The organism is Chryseobacterium sp. SIMBA_029 (genome assembly GCF_046535275.1).
GTDB lineage: Bacteria > Bacteroidota > Bacteroidia > Flavobacteriales > Weeksellaceae > Chryseobacterium.
On record NZ_JAWRXA010000007.1, the window covers coordinates 230,206 to 250,896 of the forward strand.

The 20,691-nt window shown below is 36.5% G+C and carries 19 protein-coding genes; 10 read left to right on the forward strand and 9 right to left on the reverse strand.

All coding sequences use genetic code 11. The annotated features are described in order from the left end of the window. Positions 1-6: 6 nt before the first annotated feature. From pfkA to SB679_RS14735, 3 genes are all read right to left on the reverse strand, one after another. The gene (gene pfkA, locus SB679_RS14725) at positions 7-993 is read right to left on the reverse strand and encodes a 6-phosphofructokinase (protein WP_072410692.1); all 987 of its coding nucleotides are present in this window, start codon (positions 991-993) and stop codon (positions 7-9) included. Positions 994-1,076: 83 nt separating this feature from the next. Then, positions 1,077-1,949 carry a DUF4846 domain-containing protein gene (locus tag SB679_RS14730; protein ID WP_410703043.1) on the reverse strand — a complete coding sequence of 291 codons (873 nt, stop codon included), beginning with the start codon at positions 1,947-1,949 and terminating at the stop codon, positions 1,077-1,079. 128 nt (positions 1,950-2,077) lie between these two features. Further along, on the reverse strand, positions 2,078-2,419 hold the full coding sequence (locus tag SB679_RS14735; RefSeq protein ID WP_410703044.1) for a winged helix-turn-helix transcriptional regulator: 342 nt from the start codon (positions 2,417-2,419) through the stop codon (positions 2,078-2,080). A 110-nt stretch (positions 2,420-2,529) separates the two neighbouring features. Here SB679_RS14735 and SB679_RS14740 point away from each other — a divergent pair, with 110 nt between their 5' ends. Beyond that, complete coding sequence (locus tag SB679_RS14740) at positions 2,530-3,330, forward strand: DNA alkylation repair protein (protein WP_410703045.1); 801 nt, start codon at positions 2,530-2,532, stop codon at positions 3,328-3,330. A 114-nt stretch (positions 3,331-3,444) separates the two neighbouring features. Here the strand turns inward: SB679_RS14740 and SB679_RS14745 are convergent, their stop codons facing one another. Together SB679_RS14745 and SB679_RS14750 are read right to left on the reverse strand one after the other, a co-directional pair. Then, the gene (locus SB679_RS14745; RefSeq protein ID WP_410703046.1) at positions 3,445-4,203 is read right to left on the reverse strand and encodes a TIGR03915 family putative DNA repair protein; all 759 of its coding nucleotides are present in this window, start codon (positions 4,201-4,203) and stop codon (positions 3,445-3,447) included. A 176-nt stretch (positions 4,204-4,379) separates the two neighbouring features. After that, complete coding sequence (locus SB679_RS14750; RefSeq protein ID WP_410703047.1) at positions 4,380-5,639, reverse strand: putative DNA modification/repair radical SAM protein; 1,260 nt, start codon at positions 5,637-5,639, stop codon at positions 4,380-4,382. Positions 5,640-5,783: 144 nt separating this feature from the next. Between SB679_RS14750 and SB679_RS14755 the strand changes: the two genes are divergently transcribed. The 7 genes from SB679_RS14755 (at position 5,784) to SB679_RS14785 (ending at position 13,882) form a co-directional block, all read left to right on the forward strand. Beyond that, the gene (locus SB679_RS14755; protein WP_410703048.1) at positions 5,784-7,112 is read left to right on the forward strand and encodes a hydroxymethylglutaryl-CoA reductase, degradative; all 1,329 of its coding nucleotides are present in this window, start codon (positions 5,784-5,786) and stop codon (positions 7,110-7,112) included. Positions 7,113-7,305: 193 nt separating this feature from the next. Then, the gene (locus tag SB679_RS14760; RefSeq protein ID WP_410703049.1) at positions 7,306-7,692 is read left to right on the forward strand and encodes a DUF423 domain-containing protein; all 387 of its coding nucleotides are present in this window, start codon (positions 7,306-7,308) and stop codon (positions 7,690-7,692) included. Positions 7,693-7,723: 31 nt separating this feature from the next. Further along, on the forward strand, positions 7,724-8,410 hold the full coding sequence (locus SB679_RS14765; protein WP_410703050.1) for a hypothetical protein: 687 nt from the start codon (positions 7,724-7,726) through the stop codon (positions 8,408-8,410). A gap of 97 nt (positions 8,411-8,507) precedes the next feature. Further along, a complete protein-coding gene (locus SB679_RS14770; RefSeq protein ID WP_410703051.1) occupies positions 8,508-9,785 on the forward strand; it encodes a chloride channel protein in 1,278 nt (425 codons plus the stop codon). Between the two features lie 131 nt (positions 9,786-9,916). Continuing rightward, positions 9,917-11,107, forward strand: coding sequence for an ADP-forming succinate--CoA ligase subunit beta (sucC, locus tag SB679_RS14775; protein WP_410703052.1), 1,191 nt, complete (start codon positions 9,917-9,919; stop codon positions 11,105-11,107). 282 nt (positions 11,108-11,389) lie between these two features. Continuing rightward, a complete protein-coding gene (locus SB679_RS14780; RefSeq protein ID WP_410703053.1) occupies positions 11,390-11,671 on the forward strand; it encodes a hypothetical protein in 282 nt (93 codons plus the stop codon). Between the two features lie 18 nt (positions 11,672-11,689). After that, entirely contained in the window at positions 11,690-13,882 is a 2,193-nt protein-coding gene (locus SB679_RS14785) for a reprolysin-like metallopeptidase (protein ID WP_410703054.1), read from the forward strand. Between the two features lie 75 nt (positions 13,883-13,957). Here SB679_RS14785 and SB679_RS14790 read toward each other — a convergent pair whose 3' ends face one another. After that, the gene (locus SB679_RS14790) at positions 13,958-14,836 is read right to left on the reverse strand and encodes a mechanosensitive ion channel family protein (RefSeq protein WP_410703055.1); all 879 of its coding nucleotides are present in this window, start codon (positions 14,834-14,836) and stop codon (positions 13,958-13,960) included. Positions 14,837-15,073: 237 nt separating this feature from the next. Between SB679_RS14790 and SB679_RS14795 the strand changes: the two genes are divergently transcribed. After that, positions 15,074-15,709, forward strand: coding sequence for a peroxiredoxin (locus tag SB679_RS14795; RefSeq protein WP_410703056.1), 636 nt, complete (start codon positions 15,074-15,076; stop codon positions 15,707-15,709). A gap of 111 nt (positions 15,710-15,820) precedes the next feature. On the opposite strand, the gene SB679_RS14800 is transcribed toward SB679_RS14795, so the two are convergent. The 3 genes from SB679_RS14800 to SB679_RS14810 all read right to left on the reverse strand — a co-directional run bounded on the left by SB679_RS14800 (position 15,821) and on the right by SB679_RS14810 (position 19,377). Then, positions 15,821-16,411, reverse strand: coding sequence for a hypothetical protein (locus SB679_RS14800; protein WP_410703057.1), 591 nt, complete (start codon positions 16,409-16,411; stop codon positions 15,821-15,823). 161 nt (positions 16,412-16,572) lie between these two features. Further along, the gene (locus SB679_RS14805) at positions 16,573-17,088 is read right to left on the reverse strand and encodes a hypothetical protein (protein WP_410703058.1); all 516 of its coding nucleotides are present in this window, start codon (positions 17,086-17,088) and stop codon (positions 16,573-16,575) included. 90 nt (positions 17,089-17,178) lie between these two features. Then, entirely contained in the window at positions 17,179-19,377 is a 2,199-nt protein-coding gene (locus tag SB679_RS14810) for a TonB-dependent siderophore receptor (protein ID WP_410703059.1), read from the reverse strand. A gap of 191 nt (positions 19,378-19,568) precedes the next feature. On the opposite strand from SB679_RS14810, the gene SB679_RS14815 reads away from it, so the two are divergent. Then, positions 19,569-20,627 (forward strand): Gfo/Idh/MocA family oxidoreductase, encoded by a 1,059-nt coding sequence (locus SB679_RS14815; protein WP_410703060.1) that lies wholly within the window; start codon positions 19,569-19,571, stop codon positions 20,625-20,627. Positions 20,628-20,691 lie beyond the last annotated feature (64 nt).

Consider the following 20,691-nt stretch of genomic DNA (forward strand, 5'->3'; position numbering starts at 1 on the left):
AAAATATTAGATTGCTAAAATTTCTGAAATCAATAAAAGATCTTTGTTGATTTCGTTATGTTTTTTAATGGCCTCTTCAATAGCTGTATACACCATATCGTTGGAACGCATTCCTACCATTACATTTGTTTGTCCTTCCATTAATCCTGTCACCGCACCATAGCCCAGCCTGCTTGCCAATACTCGGTCTGCACAGCTAGGTGATCCACCTCTCTGAATGTGTCCTAAAATAGCAACACGAATGTCATAATCAGGGAATTCCAGTTTTGTTTTTTCTGCTAATTCGTAAATGTTGGCTAATTTTTCACCTTCAGCTACTACAACAATACTTGATGCTTTTCCTGTTTTTTCCCCTTTTCTGAAATTAGCGAAAAGATCAGATATACTGTCTTTTTTCTCAGGAATTAAAATATCTAAAGCACCCGTTGCCAATCCGCTGTTTAAAGCAATAAAACCTGCATCACGACCCATCACTTCAACAAAGAAAACTCTGTTGTGAGAAGTTGCCGTATCACGGATCTTATCGATGGCTTCCATTGCGGTATTCAAAGCAGTGTCGTAACCAATAGTGTTATCAGTTCCAAAAATATCATTGTCGATAGTTCCCGGCACGCCAATTACTCTGATCCCGAATTCTTCATTAAAGATCTTAGCTCCGGTAAACGTTCCGTCCCCACCAATACAAACCAATGCATCAACACCGTATTTCACACAGTTGTCGTAGGCTTTCTGACGGCCTTCTTTGGTTCTAAATTCCTTGGATCTGGCAGATTTAAGAATGGTTCCGCCCTGGTTGATTATATTTTTCACGGAACGAGGTCCCATTTTTAGGAATTCGTCATGGATAAGGCCGTTGTAGCCTTCTCTTACTCCGTAGCATTCGATATTATAGTAATTGGCGGTTCTTACCACCGCTCTTAATGCAGCATTCATACCCGGAGAATCGCCTCCTGAAGTAAGAACTGCAATTTTTTTTACAGCACTCTCTTTCATCTAGTAAAAAATTTCGAACACAAATCTACAAAAACAAGTTCAGATAATGGTAGTAACTTCATAAGACTTTTGAATATAAATGATTAAAAATGTCTAAAATTTGAGGGTTTAAAAATATATCTCGCAGTTTTGGTTTCTGAAGAATTTACATCAAGATCGTACCAGGGCGAAATGTTTTTGTTGAAAGGATTGGAAAGCAGGTGAATCGATTGAGCAGGAGTGAAGCCTTCGGTTAATAAAAATAACTTTTTACCTTCTTTATTTTTGCAGACTCCAGCAATCAATACTACATGCCCCGGGCTTCCCGCTGTGATTAAAATATCACCCGTTTTAAGATCAGCATTTCGGGATATCGGTTTTGTTTCTTTATTGAGCGAAATCGTTCCGGCATAGGTAAAGACCAGATCCAGATAATTTCTGAAATTTTGATAAGAATCGTCAAAGGCGGCAGTTTTTCTGAAGCTAACGGAATTACCATTGACAAATGCTCTTACTCCGTTTTTATAATCATTCCATGTGGCAAGATCTCCGCTGGTGAAATGAAACCGTATATCATCGAACTTTTTAGCTCTAAATAAATACTCTGCCCTCAAACGAATAACTGCATCAGCACACTGTTGCAGATCTTTATTTCCTGTATCGATATCAAAAATGGCTTCATGAAGATGTTGAGTTGAAATCGGAGTTCCGTCATATTTTAAAATCTCGCTTCCGTAGGGTTTCAGCTTAAAATTTTCAATAAAATATCCAAAAGAATCAGGTTGCTCTTCAACCCAAGTAAAGTTTTTAGGAGCAGAAAACCGTTCTTTAACCGTATTTTTATCTTTGTGGATCTGAACGGAGCTTTCCTGAACAGAAGATCCGGTAATTTCAATCTTCCTGCCCGATAAATTTTTGTCATTCTTGCAACTTGAAATGACCATTACAAGAATCAGGAAGAAAATATTTTTTTTCATGTGTTTTTATTTAATCAAAATATTAAGATTTTTAAGCAGGAATTACAATAATAAATCTGCATTATCTGTTCAATCTGCGAGAGTATAAAAGATCAGTTTTATCCAAATATAGGAATGAAAAATATACTTTAAGCTTTTGCATTTTCAGGAATCAAAAGTTTCCCCCAATCATTCAGCTGCCAAAAGATCAAAACCAGTTTTTTACCCAATTCGGTAAGTTGATATTCGACCCTTGGAGGTAATTCATTAAAAGATTGTTTGGTTAAAATACCACTGTCGACCATTTCGCTAAGCTGCTGATTCAAAACTCTGCGGTCCACTTTAGCAATTCCCCGTAAAAATTCGCTTGGACGTTTTTTACCTTCATGAATCTGCCATACAATAGGAATCTTCCATTTTCCACTGATAGAATTAACAGCAACTTCTAACGGACAAATTTTATTTTCTTCAGCTCTTTCCTTTGTTTTCATATCATTGACTTTTTTATTCCTATGGGAGAAAATTATGCGGTATTGCCTATTCTCATTCACTTGCGGATCTTTGTAAAAGTAATAAATTTATTAAAGAGCCTGTTTACATAATGAAAGAAAGAAAAGGAGCGCGCTCCATAAAAGATATTCCCATAGATATTTTAAACAGTCTAAACCGTGGGGAGCTTGAAACAGTAAACCTTACGGAATGGCTGGCGGTAGATCAGAAAATTTTACTGGAACATTTACTTACGGAAAATAACCGCAAAGAATATTATAGTTTTCTTGTTGAAAAGATCAATAGCTTAAAAAAGCAAACCGTGAATACGGTTAATGAAGCAATAGGAACAGGAATTTTAGAATTGTCTGCAAAACACAATGATCAGGAAATTATATCAGTTATTTTGCAGCATCCTGCCGATCTTGTCCGTTGCTGGTCGGCTTATACCATTGGACGGAATGATCAGGTAACGCTTGAAGAAATGCTGGAACAGATTAGGGAATTGGCTGCAGACAAACATTTCGGAGTCCGGGAGATCAGCTGGATGGCAGTAAGGCCGGCAATAGCAAAAAATCTTTCGGAAAGCTTGTCGATACTTACCGACTGGACGAAAGCCGAAGATGATCATATCAGACGTTTCGCCAGTGAATCAACACGTCCTCGCGGTGTCTGGTGTTCCCATATTGAAGAACTTAAGCAAAATCCTGAATTGGGGTTCGCAATTTTAGAACCGCTGAGGTCTGATTCTTCAAAATATGTTCAGGATAGTATAGGAAACTGGCTGAATGATGCCAGCAAATCCCAACCGTTGCTGGTGAAAAATATTTGTGAACGATGGTTGTCGGAATGTCCGGTCAAAGAAACAAAGTATATTGTCAAAAGAGCTTTAAGAACGATTGAGAAGAAATAGTTTTTTTAGAATAAAGAATAAAGAAATAATAAGGAGAATGAAAAAATGATCCTAATTATTTTCAGCAAAAAATCTGTGTTATCTGCATAATCTGCGAGAGAAAAATGGCAGAAATCACCATTTCTCCGTCAGATACTTCCAATACCGTCTCGGAACATGCTGGATGTGAAGCTTCAGGTTTTTTCTTTCCACAATATTCGTCTTCGTAAAATACCGCTGCCAAAGTTTTTGATACTGGTTTTCCTGTTCATGGAATTGTTGCTGATATTGATTAAGATCTAATTTTTCTTCCGGATAAAAGAAATCACAGGTTTCTAGATCGTACAAAATTCCATAATTTCTTTTGAGATCATAAATCATCCACTTTTGGTCCTGATAACGGTCTTTAAAGTGTTTCCGTATAAGGGGAAGAACGTTGAAATCGGGATCTATTTTAGCGAAAAAAACATCATCCTGCATTTTTTCAAACCGAACGAAAGCAGTCATTCGGTGTCTTTCCCGATCGACAGATTTACAGATTTTTGAAATCGCCAATATATCATCATCTGCATAATTTTGAAGAATATTTACCGTCGGATGCTGAATGGACTGCTTTATAGCTGATAATATCAGCTGTTCCAATGATGGATCTTCGGACAGAAAAACTTTCAGCAGCTGATGAATTCCCGATCTGCCGATATTCTGTTCTAATTTATTGAAAACACGCTCCGCCTTATCGCTCTGCGTAATGACGTCATGAATCTCAGCAAAGATATTTTCCTGATAAAACTTTTCCTTACTGAATATCTCCACGTCTTTATACCGGTATTCGAAAACTTCAAATACTGCTGTTAAGAGTCCGTCGAAACTTCCGTCATAGAGTAGGGTAATCATTGATTTAGCGGAATAATTTAACAGTTTTTTTGTCATTCTGACGAAGGAAGAATCTCTACGAATTAATGTAATTTAGATCCTTCACTCCACTTCGTTCCGTTCTGAATGACAACTCATTGTTTTATTTTAAAAATAGATCCGTGTTTATTGATAATGTGTGCAATTTGTGTTTGAATTTAAAATAAAGTCAGCTGCTGTGAAAACTGATTATGAAACTTGGATGAACTTCCTCCAATCAGTAATTTCCTTAAATTCTGATCTGTGAGATATTTCAGATACAAATTTCCGGCATTAAAATCTATAAAATATTTCGCACGGTTTACGGCAGCGCCAAGTTTTTTAAGATGATCCATATGTAAAACCTGGAAACGTCTGGCACTTACAATTTTTTTAGCCGTTTTCACTCCAATCCCGGGGATTCTTAAAATCATCTGGTAATCGGCGGTTTGCAGGTTTACCGGGAATTGATCCAGATGCCTCAAAGCCCAGCTTAATTTGGGATCTACCTCAAGATCAAGAAACGGCATATTCGGATCCAGGATCTCTTCCGCTTTGAAGCCGTAAAACCTCATCAGCCAGTCAGATTGATACAATCTGTTCTCTCTCAGCATCGGAACTTCTGTCGTTAATGAAGGAAGCCTTTTATCTTCCAAAACCGGAACATAGCCAGAATAGTAGACTCTTTTCAGATTAAAATTTTTATAAAAATGGTCCGCGACTTTAATAATCTGCAGATCATTTTCATTGGTGGCTCCAACGATCATCTGGGTCGATTGTCCCGCAGGAGCAAATTTCGGAACTTTCCTGAAAATTTTCTTTTCGTCATTATATTGGGTAATCCCTTTTTGAATGTACCGCATTGGATTGATCATGTCCTGCCGGTTTTTTTCAGGAGCCAGCAGCTTCAAACCGCTTTCTGTAGGGATTTCAAGGTTGATGGATAACCTGTCGGCATACAGTGCTGCTTCCTGCATCAGCTCATCGCTTGCTCCCGGAATAGATTTTAAATGAATATATCCGTTAAAATTTTCTTCCAGGCGAAGTTTTTTGGCTACCCTTACCAGGCGTTCCATCGTAGTATCTGCATTTTTGAAGATTCCGGAACTTAAAAACAGACCTTCAATATAATTTCTTCTATAAAAATTAATGGTTAAATCCACGGCCTCCTCAACTGTAAAAGCAGCTCTTTTAATATCATTTGAACTTCTCGAAACGCAGTAAGCACAATCGTAAATACAGTGATTGGTCAATAGAATTTTCAGAAGAGACACACATCGTCCGTCTTCCGTATACGTATGACAAATCCCGCTTATGGAGCTGTCTCCTAAAGCACCTTTGGTGTTTTTCCGGGTACCTCCGCTGGAAGAGCAGGAAACATCATATTTCGCAGCATCAGCAAGGATTTCAAGCTTTTCTTTTAGACGGTCAAAATTCATTTTTGATTAAAAATATCAACTTGTATATCTTATTTATGTTCAAAATTAGGTCCAAAATTGAGAAAAATCACACTTTTTTAAAGAAAGTTATCAACAATAGAAAGCTGCAAAATCATTATATTTACGGTTCACTAAAGTTATACTATGAATCATCAACCAATCGAAGGTTTTTCCAAGCTTACGAAACAGGGGAAAATCGACTGGCTCGTTAACGAATATCTTGAAGGAAACCAGGAATATCAACATATATTAAAACAGTACTGGAACGAAAATGCTGATCTTCAGAAACTTCATGAAGAGTTTTCTGAAAATACCATTTCCAATTTCTATATGCCCTATGGGATCGCACCGAATTTCTTAATTGATAATAAACTGGTGGCACTTCCTATGGCCGTTGAAGAGAGTTCGGTAGTTGCAGCAGCTTCTAAAGCGGCAAAATTCTGGATTGATAAAGGAGGTTTTAAAACAACCATCATCAATACCGAAAAACTGGGTCACACCCATTTTATACTCCATGTAGAGCCGCATAAGCTATTGCATTTCTTTAATTTCAATTTAAAGAAAAAATTAATGGCATCTACGGAAAGTATTACGTCCAATATGAGAAAACGTGGCGGCGGGATTTTAAATATTCAGCTGATTGATAAGACTTCAGAAATGCCTGATTATTATCAGCTGAAAGCAAGTTTTGATACCGTAGATTCCATGGGAGCTAATTTTATCAATTCATGCCTGGAGCAGTTCGGTAAAACGCTGAAAACAGAAATCGCAGACAGCACAGATTTTACACCGGAAGAAAAAGATTCTTTACAAATTGTGATGAATATCCTCTCTAATTTTACACCGGACTGTATCGTAAGAGCTGAGGTTTCCTGTAAAATACAGGATTTAAAAGACGACAGCGGAATTTCTAACGAAGAATTTGCGAGAAAATTTAAACAAGCTGTTACCATTGCAGAAATAGAGCCTTTCCGTGCAACGACTCATAATAAAGGAGTAATGAATGGGGTGGATGCAGTCGTGATTGCCACAGGAAATGATTTCAGAGCTACGGAAGCCTGTGCACATGCGTACGCTGCGAGGGACGGACAATATAGGTCATTGACCCACTGTACGATCGATAACGGGGTTTTCAGATTCTGGATTGATCTTCCGATTTCTGTGGGAGTTGTGGGAGGTTTAACGAATCTTCATCCTTTGGTAAAATTCTCTTTAGCTTTACTTGGAAAACCCTCTGCTCAGGAATTAATGAGTATTCTGGCCGTTTCCGGGTTGGCTCAAAATTTTGGAGCATTACGTTCTTTGGTGACAACAGGGATTCAAAAAGGTCATATGAAAATGCATTTGTTCAATATTTTGAATCAAATGGGAGCTACGGAAGAAGAGAAACAGCATTTTGTGACGTATTTTAAAGATAAAACAGTTACCCACCACGAAGTCATCAATGAGTTTAACCGATTGAGAGCTTTATAATATGATAGGTATTGGTTTAGCTGTATTTATGCTGGTTTTCGGAATTTTTTTGAAAGTGACAAAAAATCCGGGATTTGCCCCTAATAAAAGATTTGCATGGGTTTTTATCATCATTGGAACTCTGTCACTCATTGTTAAGATCTTAAATTATAAATAAAAATGGATGGGAATATCCATTTCATACCTTAATAAAATGAAAACAATTACGTTGGTTTTTGGTGCTGCTTACGGCATGCTGTCAGTAATTTTAGGTGCATTCGGCGCGCACGCTTTAAAGAAAATATTATCCGTTGAAAGGCTGGAAAGCTTCGAAACCGGAGTACGTTATCAAATGTATGCCGCATTCTTTCTGCTGATTGCAGGCTATATTTTAAAATTTGAAACTTCATCGGAAAAATGGATTTCTATATTAATGATTGCAGGAACCATGCTGTTTTCATTCAGTATCTATTTCTTAAGTATGCAGGATTATCTGGGAGCGAATTTGAAGTTTTTGGGACCAATTACACCTCTTGGAGGATTGTTGATGATCTTGAGCTGGGGAATGCTGATCCTTTATTTTGCTAAGAATAGAATTTAATAATCAGGATTTGAACTATAAAAAGTATACCATGAACAATCGTTCTTTATTATTTTTTCTTACCCTTATTTTTTCTTTTCTAAATGTTCAAAATATTGATGCCCAAGAGAAGAATAAATTACTCGATAGAAATATTTTAACGGAAGTAAAAACTATACAAAAACGTTTTTCTGATAGTCTTAATCGTTATGACTACAAAAAAGATTCTGCTGTATATCTTGGGAAATATAGAATTTTTTATGGTGAAAAAATAAAAAATCTAAAAAATCTTTATCAAAAAATTTATGATAAAGAGGTGATGATTGGAAAGGTAGATCCAAATATTTCATTCAAGATAACGAATGGATTACAGATAGAGAACCATGCACCTAAAGCATTAGCTATATCTCAGGAAGATGCAAAGGATAAATCTATCGATATTGCCGAGGTTGAAAATTATCAGCAACTTGAAGAGCTGAGAAAACAGCTTACAAAAAATTTTCCTGTGTATTTACTAGAAGAGTATGAGGGCGGAGTATATCGGTGTATGCTAAATTTTACTATTGATGTGGATGGAAAATTCAAAAATGTAAAATACAGTGGATCGCCCAATACGGAATTCAGTATTATTAGTGCGTTGTTTCTGTATGCAATTGGAACACTGGAAAAACCTTTGTTTTATAACAAAATTCCTATTGCTCAAAATTTTTCGCAACCGATTGTGCTAAGGTTTGAATAAATAAGAAGATATATTTAGAACAAGCGTAATCAATCCTGGTTTGTGATCATACAATAAAAACAAACGATGAGATTCCTTATTTTTAAAATCAATTGAAATGAAAATTAATAGAAGACGAAGGATCATCAAAACATTCGATCTTTTAGATCAGCCGATAAAGTTCAATCCTTTTGTATTCAGCCGTACTTTTTTCATGTGGGCGCTTACAGGTTTGGTAGGTGGTGTGATTGCCGGAGTATATTGGATCGTACTTGAGCATTTTACAGAATTATTAGCACATTTTCATGGCTGGATGGTTATTCCTACGATGGCAGTCTGCGGGCTTCTTGCCGGGCTTGTGATTCATTGGATTGGTGATCCGGGAGAAATTCATTTGATTGTCAATAATATAAGATTTAATAAAGGAAAATTAGATCCTAAGAATAACCCATCAATGATTTTATCATCGCTTTTTTGCGTTGCATCAGGCGGAAGTCTGGGACCTGAGGCTCCTTTGGTCCAGGTAACGGGCTCTACAGGAAGTTGGTTGGGAAAAGTTTTCAGATTGAAGGGAGAAGAATTACGTTCTTTAAGCATTGCCGGAATGGCGTCCGGGTTTACCGCCTTATTTGGAGCACCGCTTGGAGGAAGTCTTTTCTCGCTGGAAATATTACATCACAAGCATGCCGTAGAATATTATAAAGCAATTATTCCTGCTTTGGTTGCCAGCTGTTTCAGCTATGTAGTTTTTGCATTGATCATTCATCTTGGAATAGGAGCAACATGGGATCTGAAGGCCTATCATTATACCGGAGTTTATGATTTTGCCTATGCAGTAGCCTTTGGCGCTGTAGGAACCCTTTTTGGGTGGATTTTTATTTTTGTTGTAAAATTTTTCAAGAAAATTTTTGAATACAGAAAATTTCCCATCTATATTAAAACATTAACCGGTGGAATTATCCTTGGAATTATCGCATTTTATTTTCCACTGACCAGATATTTCGGGCATAATGAGATTAATCAGCTCATCAATGGGAATTTTGCACTTAATTTTCTGATCAGCATTCTTATTTTTAAAATACTGGCGATTGCCATTACCGTAACATCCGGCTGGAGAGGAGGATTTATTATCCCTCTATTTTTTGTGGGAACAACCCTTGGACTTATTATCCATCAGCTTTTTCCGTCAGTAGATACCACGCTGGCGATTGTAAGCTGTATGGCAGCGATTAATGCGTGTGTGACAAGAACTCCGATGAGTACAACAATTATTTTAGGAACGTTAACTGGTTTTACTTATTTTGTTCCTATTCTTTTTGCAAGTTTAACCGGTTATTTTCTCGCTCCAAAAATTCCGTTTATCGGTTCACAGTCTGAGAAATTAGCCGAAGAATAAGGCAGATTTGAGAGATATGTTAAAAATCAAGTTCGCAACGCTTTAATTTTTAAGCCAAGAATCTTGAACTTCCGTGTCTTTTTAGTAAATTTGTCAACCTTTAAAATTTAAAATAAAATAATAAAAATAATATGAATCTTCACGAGTATCAATCAAAAGAGATTTTATCAAAGTACGGAGTAGCAATACAACGTGGTTTCATTGCTAATAATGTAGACGAAGCTGTAGCAGCTGCTGAAAAACTTACGGCTGAAACCGGAGCGAAGGCTTGGGTAGTAAAAGCACAAATTCACGCAGGTGGACGTGGTAAAGGTGGTGGTGTTAAGTTTTCTCCAAATATGGATAAACTTAAAGAAAATGCACAAAACATCATCGGAATGCAGTTGGTAACGCCACAAACTTCTGCTGAAGGTAAAAAAGTACACTCTGTTTTGGTTGCAGAAGATGTTTATTATCCTGGAGAAACTGAAACTAAAGAATTTTATGTTTCTATTCTTTTAGATAGAGCTGAAGGTAAAAATACAATCGTATATTCTACTGAAGGGGGAATGGATATTGAGCAAGTTGCAGAAGTAACTCCTCATTTAATTCACAAAGAAATTATTGATCCTGCTTTAGGATTACAAGGTTTCCAGGCTAGAAAAATTGCTTTCAACCTAGGTCTTGAAGGAAATGCATTCAAAGAATTCACAAAATTCATTGCATCTCTTTACAATGCTTATACAGGAATTGATGCTTCTCTTTTCGAAATCAACCCTGTATTAAAAACTTCTGATAACAAAATTATCGCTGTAGATGCTAAAGTAACGTTGGATGACAACTCATTGTTCCGTCACAAAGACTTAGCTGAATTAAGAGATACAAGAGAAGAAGATCCAATGGATGTTGAGGCTGGTGAAGCTGGTCTTAACTTCGTGAAATTAGACGGTAACGTTGCTTGTATGGTAAACGGTGCTGGTCTTGCTATGGCAACTATGGATATCATCAAATTATCTGGTGGTAACCCAGCTAACTTCCTTGACGTAGGTGGAACTGCTGATGCTCAGAGAGTACAAACTGCTTTCGGAATTATCTTAAGAGATCCAAATGTAAAAGCTATCTTAATCAACATCTTCGGTGGTATCGTAAGATGTGACAGAGTAGCTCAGGGTGTAGTAGATGCCTACAAAGCAATGGGAAGCCTTCCGGTACCATTGATCGTAAGATTACAAGGAACTAACGCTGTAGAAGCTAAAAAACTAATTGACGAGTCAGGTCTTCCTGTACATTCTGCAATTACTTTGGAAGAAGCTGCAAACAAAGTAAAAGAAGTTTTAGCATAAGACTCCATTTATAAAATAATGAAACCCGCTTTTGTATAAAAAGCGGGTTTTTTATGTTGAAAAAGTATTAAATAAACATAAAAAATTGCTAGATTTACAATACACACCTCTGAAATGAAATTTATTCTTTGTTTTTTGTTGATTTCCTTTGCGAATTGTCAGTCATTAACTGTCAAGAAAATTGATAAATCTGGCACTGTCAATATTCCCTTTGAAGATCAATTCCATTATCCTTTTCCGCTAATTAAAAACAATTTTCTGGTCATTGATACACAGGAAAAAATGGATCAGATCTTTGCTGTTATCCATCAGAAAATCGGTGGTGGGAGAATGGCTCCGATTCCTACCGTTACTCCGTATGAAACCTACATCATTATAAAGTCTGTTCTTAAAGGTAGCAACGACATCATGATACAAAATGTGTCTCTGAATAATAAAGTATTGACGGTCACGATAAAGGAATTTGATAACCCGGACTTCAAAAAAGAGAGTCGAACTTCACCGGATGTACTTTTCAAACTGATGAAAAAGGTTTCCGTTAAAAAAATAACCACTCAATATTAATATATAAAATTACACCTCATGACAAAAAGAATTTTTACTGTTCTTTGCCTTTTAGTTGCTGCGATGGGCTTCAGCCAGCAGAATTACTGGGCAAAAATTACCCGGACGGCCAATAAGGATCTCAGGCCAAGGATGACAACTCCTACCGTTTTTTCTTTGTATTCATTAGATTTAGAAAAAATTAAAAAGGATCTAGCGAAAGCACCCCAACGATTTTCAAAGGATGAAAGTTTAATCATTAAATTTCCTGATGCAGAAGGAAATTATAAAGATTATATTGTACAGGAAGCCTCGGTAATGGAACCTGAATTACAGGCGAAGTTTCCGGATATCCGTTCTTATACAGGATGGCAGAAAAATAATCCGCTGCATACCATTCGTTTTAGTCTTACCCCATCAACAGGGATGAACATCATGTATTTTGATGGTTCTGAAATCAGTTACCTGGATGGTTATGCTAAAGATAATTCATCTTTTATTCTGTATAAAAGAAAAGACCTGCCTAAAAATGACAGAATATTCGAATGCCATGTTGAAAATGAACTGGATAATGCGGTAGAAAACAATACGGTGATGAAGGCTCCTTTAGTTTCTGATGGTCAGTTCAGAACGTATCGACTTGCGGTAGCCGCGACAGGGGAATATACTACTTTTCAAGGAGGAACAGTTGCTTTGGCAATGGCTGCAATGGCGACTACCATGACAAGAGTAAACGGAATTTATGAAAAAACAATTTCAGTGACGATGGTTATGGTGGCTAACAATAATCTTATTGTCTATACCAATGCCACTACAGATCCGTATACCAATGGAACACCAGGAACGATGATCACACAGAACCAGACTAACATTAATAGTATTATCGGCGCAGCCAATTATGATATCGGACATGTTTTTGGGACCAACAGTGGAGGTCTTGCCGGGCTTGGGGTAGTGTGTACGACTTCTAAGGCAAGAGGAGTTACCGGTTCAGGAGCACCAGTAGGAGATCCTTTTGATATCGATTATGTAGCTCACGAAATGGGCCATCAGTTTGGGGCGAACCATACTTTCAGAGCGAGTTCAGGTTCTTGTAGCGGAAATGCTAACAATGCCACAGCATATGAACCAGGAAGCGGCACAACAGTAATGGCATACGCCGGAATTTGCGGTGCAGCCAATAATGTTCAATCAAACAGTGATGCATATTTTCATGCTGCAAGTGTGGTTGAAATGTATGCTGTTTTACAGCGCTCAACAGACTGTGCTGTAAAAGTATCCAACAATAATGGAGTACCTACAGCCGATGCAGGAGCAGATTATATTATCCCTAAAGGAACTGCATTTGTGCTGACAGGGCAGGGTACAGATCCTGATAACGATCCTATAAACTATCTATGGGAGCAATATGACAATCAAAACAATACACAACCACCCGTTGCTACGGCTACGGTAGGTCCTGTGTATCGTTCATTAACTCCGGTAGCAGCTCCCACAAGGTATTTTCCGAATATGACTTCTGTTTTGGCTAATAATTTAGTGCCGAAATGGGAAGTGACACCTGGTGTAGCAAGAACTTTAAATTTTTCACTTCTTGTGAATGATAACAAACCAACGGGAAATCAAACTGCACGCGATGCGATGGTTGTCACTGTAACGAATGACGGACCTTTTACAGTAACTTCACATGCTGCTAATGCACAATATTCAGGGGCTGCTCCTACAACGGTAGCATGGGATGTCGCCGGAACTAATACAGGTACTATCAATACTCAGAATGTCACTATTTTATTATCGAAAGATGGCGGAGCTAATTTTAATACTGTGCTGGCTGCAAGTGTTCCCAATAATGGTTCTGCGGTAGTCAACTTACCAAATGAAGATGTAGCTTCTGCAAGGATTATGGTAAAAGCGGTTAATAATATTTATTTTGCTGTAAATGCTTCCAATTTCTCAATTGGGAAATCGTTGGCAACGAGAGAGACTGCTGATGTGAAAAGTTTTGCCATATATCCTAATCCTTCCCGTGATGAGGTTAACATTCTTCTTAAAAATTCATCCCAAAAAGCGGAATATACCTTGCTGGATGCTTCAGGAAGATTAGTTAAGAGCGGAAGTTTTAAAGGGGAAACAAAAGTCACAGTGAATAATGTATCGACAGGGAATTATCTGATCAGTATCACCTTAGAAAACGGAGAAAAACATTCCGAAAAATTAATAATTAAAAAATAAATAAACATATTTATATCTAACTTACAACAAGAAAAGGAGCCGCAAGGCTCCTTTTTTTATTCTTTATTTCGTTTTCTAAGCTTCTTTCTCTCCATCACCAACTGGCTGGCTGATGCTAATGCTGGTCGGGGTAACAAGCAGAATACTGTCTGCATCCAGACGTTGCTTGATCTTTAGGAAAGCTTCATCTTTTACATGGACGATATTAGATCCTACTTTAATCCAGAATTTTGCCTGAAGGTTGAAAACGCCCTGCTTTAAGTCTGTAAATATAACTTCGGCTGTGTCAAGCCTGTCTACGTCTTCAAGATTTTTAACAACGGCTAAAATTCCTTTTTGGGCTTTGCTGATATCTTCATCTGCAGGAATTTCAAAATTTAAAATGATTTTTCTTTGAGGAGAAGCTGTAATATTTGAAAAAGGAGAATTGAAAATAACCTGATTCGGGATGTATACTTTTTTACCGTCATCACTAATTATTTTTGTGGTAAGAAATCCTATTTCCTGTACTGTACCTGAATTCGCACCAATACTTACATAATCTCCCACTTTAAAAGCTTTATCAATTCCAATCAGCATTCCTGAAAAAATACTTGAAACCAAATCTTTCAGAGCGACCCCGGCAATCACCCCGGCAACTCCCAAACTTCCGATAAATTTCCAGAGAAATCCGCTGAAACCCATGATTTCTAACGCGATAAAACTTCCCATGATCATGATCAGAAACCTGAAAACTCCTATTAAGGTAACCAGAGAGCTTTCCTTTTTGCTTTTAGGAAAAAATTTATGGAATAATTTTACGGCGATCTGGCTTAAATATTTACTTGTAAAAAGGAAAAAAGAAAAAACTAAAATTCCAACCACCAGTTTCGGGGTAAGCTCGGCAAATTTCATATACCAGTTCTCCAAAACTCTATACACAACTTCGATGTAGCTTAAACTATTTTTCTCCATGAATGATTTTTTAATTAAATATATACATTTTCAACAAAAATTTTGCCAGTTTCAATAGATGGGTTAATAAAAGTAAGTATGGATTAATGGAAGAAATCATATGGGCTGTTGTTACGATTTGAGGTTCAGTCTTTGCTTGCCATATATTTTAATAATAAAAAGTGTAAATTTTTCACAAAATAATTTGCCAGTTCGAAAAAGTCTACTAAATTTGTAGACTAATAAGAGCGCAATATTATGTCAATTAAACTAGGAGATACAGCACCCAATTTTCAGGCAGAATCAACTTTAGGTGATATTAATTTTCATCAGTATCTGGGAGATTCCTGGGGTATTTTATTTTCTCATCCTGCAGATTATACGCCAGTATGCACTACAGAATTGGGATATACTTCAAAACTAAAGCCGGAATTTGACAAAAGAGGAACAAAGGTTATTGCTTTAAGTGTAGATGGAGTAGAGGATCATCAAAACTGGATTAAAGATATCAATGAAACCCAGCAGACAGAAGTATCATTTCCTATTATTGCAGATAAAGACAGAAAGGTTTCTGAATTATATGATTTTATTCATCCTAATGCTTCAGCAACAGCCACGGTGCGTTCTTTATTGATTATAGACCCGGAGAAAAAAGTAAGATTGATTATTACCTATCCTGCTTCAACCGGAAGAAATTTTGATGAAATATTACGAGTGCTTGATTCTCTGCAATTGGTAGACTCACACAAAATTGCAACACCGGTAAACTGGAGAGACGGAGATGATGTTATCATACCGCCAGCCATTTCTACGGAAGATGCAAGAAAAATATTTCCTAAAGGAGTTACAGAAATAAAACCTTATCTGAGATATACTCCACAACCTAATACATGATTTATTTGATTTTTTATAGTTTAGTTTTAATTTGTACGAAAAGCGCCTCGAAATATATTTTCGAGGCGCTTTCATTTAAACTATATGTGTAAATGTGATTCGTAATGGTGATTACTTTACGTCGTTGATAACCTGCTTACCTTTAGAAGTTGGTAAATAGATACTAAATCCTACGTTAAATGTAAGGGAAGAAGTCAAACCTTCGCTTCCGAAACCTGCAACACCATTGTATTTTACAAGACCTTCAACACCGATGTTTGGAGTGATGAAATAAGAGTATCCAGGACCTGCACCGAAGTCTAAACCTGTGGTAGAGTTTCCTCCTTCAGTAGAAGTTCCTCCAACACCAACATTACCTTCGAAGAACCAACGTCCGTGGTTTAATAAATTATCCACACCTTTCTCTCCCGGTGATACATAATAACGTCCTAAAGCACCTACTTTGTAAACAAAGTTTGTAGGAGATCCTTTTGCAACCTTATTAAATCCTAAATCAACATATCCACCAACAGCTACATTATCTTCAATAAAGTAAGCTGCTTTTGGCTGTAATGAAATATTATATCCACCACCTGTATTTAATCCAAAATTACTTGCAACAATGCTGCTACCTACCATCCAGTTACCTTTTTGAATTTGAGCGTTTGCAGTTGTAGTTAAACCAGCTACTGCTATTATTCCTGCTAGAATTAGTTTTTTCATAATTTATAATTTTAATAATTAATGCTTATTATTCTATAACTGGTGAAAATCAATAAATGTGCCAGAATACTTATTTTTACTTAATTTTTCTAAATTAATGTTAAATTGGGACGAATGAAGAATAGTGAAAATATCGGCTTTTAATTATCTATTCTATAAAATTAAATAAGCAAAAGAATGATGGAAACCACCAGCCCGGCAATCGTAAATACCATCCCGCGCTTAAATGCTTTGGTTTTAGGATTAAACATCCAGAAGCTTGAAATCACAAAGAAAAACAGCGCAAAACCAAAGAAAGCGTTAAGAGGAGATAAGGTATCTTTTGACTGTGCTTTGTGAAGTTTAGTCATTTTGTCCAGTAAAAAAGGCAATTCTTTTTTAGCATAATCGGCTTTTCCGGTAGTCAGATTATATGTGCCCTGTTTGAAATGTACAATGTCACCTTCAGTTTTTTCTATTTCAAGGTTTTTAATCTTTAATTCTTTCCCTAATTCTTTTTCTGAAAGGTTCTTCTCAATTGTTTTTTCGTACTTTTTTTCGTTTTTTAAGAAGTCAGTGTCCCGGTAAATCAGTAAAACTCCGCTTAAGGCATATACTGCCATAATCCCCGCCAGGAAATATCCCAGATAACGGTGTGTAATTCTCATGAAAGTTCTCGTGTCTTTAATCTTATCCATATCTTATTGTTTTATCTTAATTGTAAAAAGTGGAAACTGCAAAAATGCAACTTCCACTTTTAATTGAAAAATTATTAATCGTATTTAATGCTACAATTTATAAGTAAGCGTAAAATAATAGTTTCTAGGCGTAATAGGGTTTACAGAATAGTTTTCGTGAACGTTGTAACTAAGAACGTCAAATAAGTTACCCACTTTTCCTTGAATTGAGAATCTGCTCCAGCCATATCCTACACTGATATCTACTGTCGTAAAGCCTTTTACATCAATCATTCTGGTCACTTGTTTCTGACCTTTCACATCATTCCATCCCGCTTTTCTATCACCGGTATAAAATGCGGTAGCTCCCAATTTAAGTCCTTTTGCAAAAGTTGTAAAGGTATAGAATGCGGACGCATTTGCTGTGAATGCAGGAGTTCTTACCAGTCTTTGGTCTTCAACAAAACCATTATCAGGCGTTTTGGTATAGACCGCATTATTATAAGATGCACCTCCTATTAAAGATAGATTCTTCATTGGATTACCGGTAATATCCAGTTCAACTCCTCTGCTTCTAATATTTCCGGCATATACTCTGTATAATGCGAGCGCTCCGCTTGGAAGGTAAGGAGCTGTGTAGGCATTGGTATTATTGATTTGGTAAGCTGTTAAGTTTACGGCAATTGCATTATTCCATAGATTTTTTTTAATCCCTACTTCATATTGATCTACAGTAGATGCTTTCAGAGAATGATCAAATTCGTCAAACCCTGCATTAGGTGTAAATGAGTTGGTGTACGTTGCAAAAACAGACAAGTTGTCATTAGGATTGTAAATTAATCCTATTTTTGGTGAAAATGCATGATCCTGTGCACCACTCTTAGCTGTTTCAGTGTCAAGGTTAGTGATAAAATCTCTAACTTTTGTATCGTCATTTTTAATATAAGACCATCTGACACCGGCTAATACTTTAAATTCCTTTGTAATATTGATAAGGTCCTGCACATATAAACCGAATCTTTTTGTTGCAATTCTGTTTCTTGATGATCTGTAGGTATCCGGCATAGCCCCATCATTGGTCCATGTAGAAGATGGTTTATCCAGATAGATAGATCCGAAACTGCTAGCCGCAGGATTTGTAAATTTATAAGCATACGTATCTGCCAGTCCATAGTCACCGTCTGTACCAATTAATACTTTATGGTTGATGGTCCCGGTTTTAAATTCTCCATTTAAATTAATCTGTAATGAAGTATAGTTTTGTTCTGTGTAGCTTCTTCCCAATGGCCTCGTCCATACTGGGCTGAAATTGTTTTTTGCTGAATTATAAGTCCAGGTCGTTCTTTCCGTAGAAAAATAATCTTTCGTATAATTTTGATAAGAAGCAACAGCATTTAAGCTCCATTTGCTGCTGAATTTATGATTTAAAACAACATCTGTTGTTGCCTGCTGATTCGTTTGATACTGCCAGCTAGCTCCTAAAAATTGTTTTCTGTCTATTTCTGTAGCTAATCTTGAAATTCCGGTAGCTTCATCTACCACACTTCCTACTCCAAAATCAGGAGTGAAATGCTGGTACATATAATCACCTTCTACAATAAGCTGTGTATTTTCGCTAAGGTTAAAAAGGAATGAAGGATTGAAATAATTTTTTTGAGACTTTACTAAATCTCTGAAACTCTCTGCGTATTCATAGGTCCCGTTCATTCTGAAAGCAATGTTCTTGCTTAAAGGGCCATAAATATCAATCATTGGTTTATAAGAATTCCAGCTTCCTGCGTTGAACCCAACAGAACCTCCAAAATCGAATCTCGGTTTTTTGGTAATAAGATTTATAATTCCTCCGGGACCAACGTTACCATATAACATTGCATTTGCACCTTTCAGAACTTCCACTCGTTCAAGACTGCTTACTTCAGGGAAAACACCGCTGTTTACTCTTGCTCCGTTTTTAAAAGTATTGTCATTACCGAAAGTAAATCCTCTTCCTCCAAAACTATCCTGTGAGCCTCCTCTTGCAGAAGTTATGTAAATACCATTTACATTCCTTATCACATCACTCAATTGTTTTGCCTGTTGCTGCTCAATAACTTCATGGGTTACAATAGCAATAGGCTGAGGATTTTCCATTACCGTTAAGCTGGATTTTGTAGATAATGGAGTTGCTTTATTAGGATTTCCGGTTTTATGAAGATTCACATCCTCAATGGTCTGAATTCTGATCGTATCATTATCAGACTTATGACCCATTTGTGCACTAAAAGACACAGAAATCATTAATAAACCTAAAGCAGTAATTTTTCTTTTCATCTTATTCTTATTTAGAGCAGTTTTAAATAAGGTGCAAAAGTAGGAATTAAGGTTTGTTTTATTTAGAATTATTAAGAATAATTCTCTGATTTTTATCATATTTTAAGAGATGGCAGAATAACGACGTAAAAAAGCCATTTACAGCCCTTTAAAAAACTTTTTTATAAATATATTTGTTAAAAAATAGAGATATGCAATTGGTAAAAGTTGGGCTTTGTGCTTTTGGGATGAGTGGGAAAATATTTCATGCCCCTTTTCTGAAGGAGCATCCCGGATTTTTTATTTCTGCCATAGTGGAGAGAAGTAAAGAAGATTCTAAAGAAAAATATCCGGAAGCTGTGATTTACCACTCGGTAGAAGAAATGCTTCAAAATGCAGATATAGAAGTTGTTGTCATCAATACACCTGTTCAGACTCATTTTGAATATGCAAAAAGAGCGCTGGAAGCCGGGAAAAATATAATTGTTGAAAAACCTTTTACCGTTAATGTTGAAGAAGCTGAAGAATTGGTGAAACTGGCAGAACAAAAAGGACTTTTCTTAAGTGTCTATCAAAATAGGAGATTTGATCGTGATTTTCTGCAGGTACAAAAAATATTGAATGATAAAAAACTAGGGGAGATCAAAGAAGCGGAGATCCGTTTTGACAGGTTTCGTACTGAACCCAGTGGAAAGCAGCATAAAGAGAATCCTGAGCAGACAGGTTCCGGTTCTCTTCATGATTTAGGCTCTCATCTGGTAGATCAGGCCGTGCAGTATTTCGGGTATCCGGAAAAGCTTTTTGCTGATGTATTTTCCATGAAAGGAGCAGATTTTGCAAACGATTATTTTGAAATTCTTTTGTTTTATAAAAATAATATAAGAGTGAGGCTGAAGTCTTCTGTTTTCAGCAAGGAAGCCCATTATGCTTATGTAATTCATGGAAGCAAAGGAACTTTTCTGCAGGAAAGAACGGATAACCAGGAAGCAGAATTAGTTTCCGGTTCTATCCCGGTTTATGGAAAAGACTGGACAAAACCAATGACGGAGTCTGATGGGATTTTAAATTTCCTGAATGAAAATAATGATACAGAAAGAATAGTAACATCCAGTGAGCCCGGAAATTATATGAATTATTACCAGCAGATTTACGAACATATTGTTTTCGGATATCCATTGCCTTCACCGGGAAAAGAAGTTATTCAGAACATGAAAATTATTGACGCAGCTATTGAAAGCAGTCAGCAAGGTAAGATTGTGAATTTAGTATAACATATAAGTATAAAAAAGCTTCAATTTCATTTAATAGAATTGAAGCTTTTTGTATGTATTATAG

Bases quoted from the DNA above. Each gene is read 5' to 3' on its own strand.
- SB679_RS14805 (WP_410703058.1), bottom strand. From the start codon at position 17,088: ATGGATAAGATTAAAGACACGAGAACTTTCATGAGAATTACACACCGT.
- pfkA (WP_072410692.1), bottom strand. From the start codon at position 993: ATGAAAGAGAGTGCTGTAAAAAAAATTGCAGTTCTTACTTCAGGAGGC.
- SB679_RS14760 (WP_410703049.1), top strand. From the start codon at position 7,306: ATGAAAACAATTACGTTGGTTTTTGGTGCTGCTTACGGCATGCTGTCA.
- SB679_RS14810 (WP_410703059.1), bottom strand. From the start codon at position 19,377: ATGAAAAGAAAAATTACTGCTTTAGGTTTATTAATGATTTCTGTGTCT.
- SB679_RS14780 (WP_410703053.1), top strand. From the start codon at position 11,390: ATGGATCAGATCTTTGCTGTTATCCATCAGAAAATCGGTGGTGGGAGA.
- sucC (WP_410703052.1), top strand. From the start codon at position 9,917: ATGAATCTTCACGAGTATCAATCAAAAGAGATTTTATCAAAGTACGGA.
- SB679_RS14735 (WP_410703044.1), bottom strand. From the start codon at position 2,419: ATGAAAACAAAGGAAAGAGCTGAAGAAAATAAAATTTGTCCGTTAGAA.
- SB679_RS14730 (WP_410703043.1), bottom strand. From the start codon at position 1,949: ATGAAAAAAAATATTTTCTTCCTGATTCTTGTAATGGTCATTTCAAGT.
- SB679_RS14800 (WP_410703057.1), bottom strand. From the start codon at position 16,411: ATGAAAAAACTAATTCTAGCAGGAATAATAGCAGTAGCTGGTTTAACT.
- SB679_RS14740 (WP_410703045.1), top strand. From the start codon at position 2,530: ATGAAAGAAAGAAAAGGAGCGCGCTCCATAAAAGATATTCCCATAGAT.
- SB679_RS14785 (WP_410703054.1), top strand. From the start codon at position 11,690: ATGACAAAAAGAATTTTTACTGTTCTTTGCCTTTTAGTTGCTGCGATG.
- SB679_RS14815 (WP_410703060.1), top strand. From the start codon at position 19,569: ATGCAATTGGTAAAAGTTGGGCTTTGTGCTTTTGGGATGAGTGGGAAA.
- SB679_RS14770 (WP_410703051.1), top strand. From the start codon at position 8,508: ATGAAAATTAATAGAAGACGAAGGATCATCAAAACATTCGATCTTTTA.
- SB679_RS14795 (WP_410703056.1), top strand. From the start codon at position 15,074: ATGTCAATTAAACTAGGAGATACAGCACCCAATTTTCAGGCAGAATCA.
- SB679_RS14790 (WP_410703055.1), bottom strand. From the start codon at position 14,836: ATGGAGAAAAATAGTTTAAGCTACATCGAAGTTGTGTATAGAGTTTTG.
- SB679_RS14745 (WP_410703046.1), bottom strand. From the start codon at position 4,203: ATGATTACCCTACTCTATGACGGAAGTTTCGACGGACTCTTAACAGCA.
- SB679_RS14755 (WP_410703048.1), top strand. From the start codon at position 5,784: ATGAATCATCAACCAATCGAAGGTTTTTCCAAGCTTACGAAACAGGGG.
- SB679_RS14765 (WP_410703050.1), top strand. From the start codon at position 7,724: ATGAACAATCGTTCTTTATTATTTTTTCTTACCCTTATTTTTTCTTTT.
- SB679_RS14750 (WP_410703047.1), bottom strand. From the start codon at position 5,639: ATGAATTTTGACCGTCTAAAAGAAAAGCTTGAAATCCTTGCTGATGCT.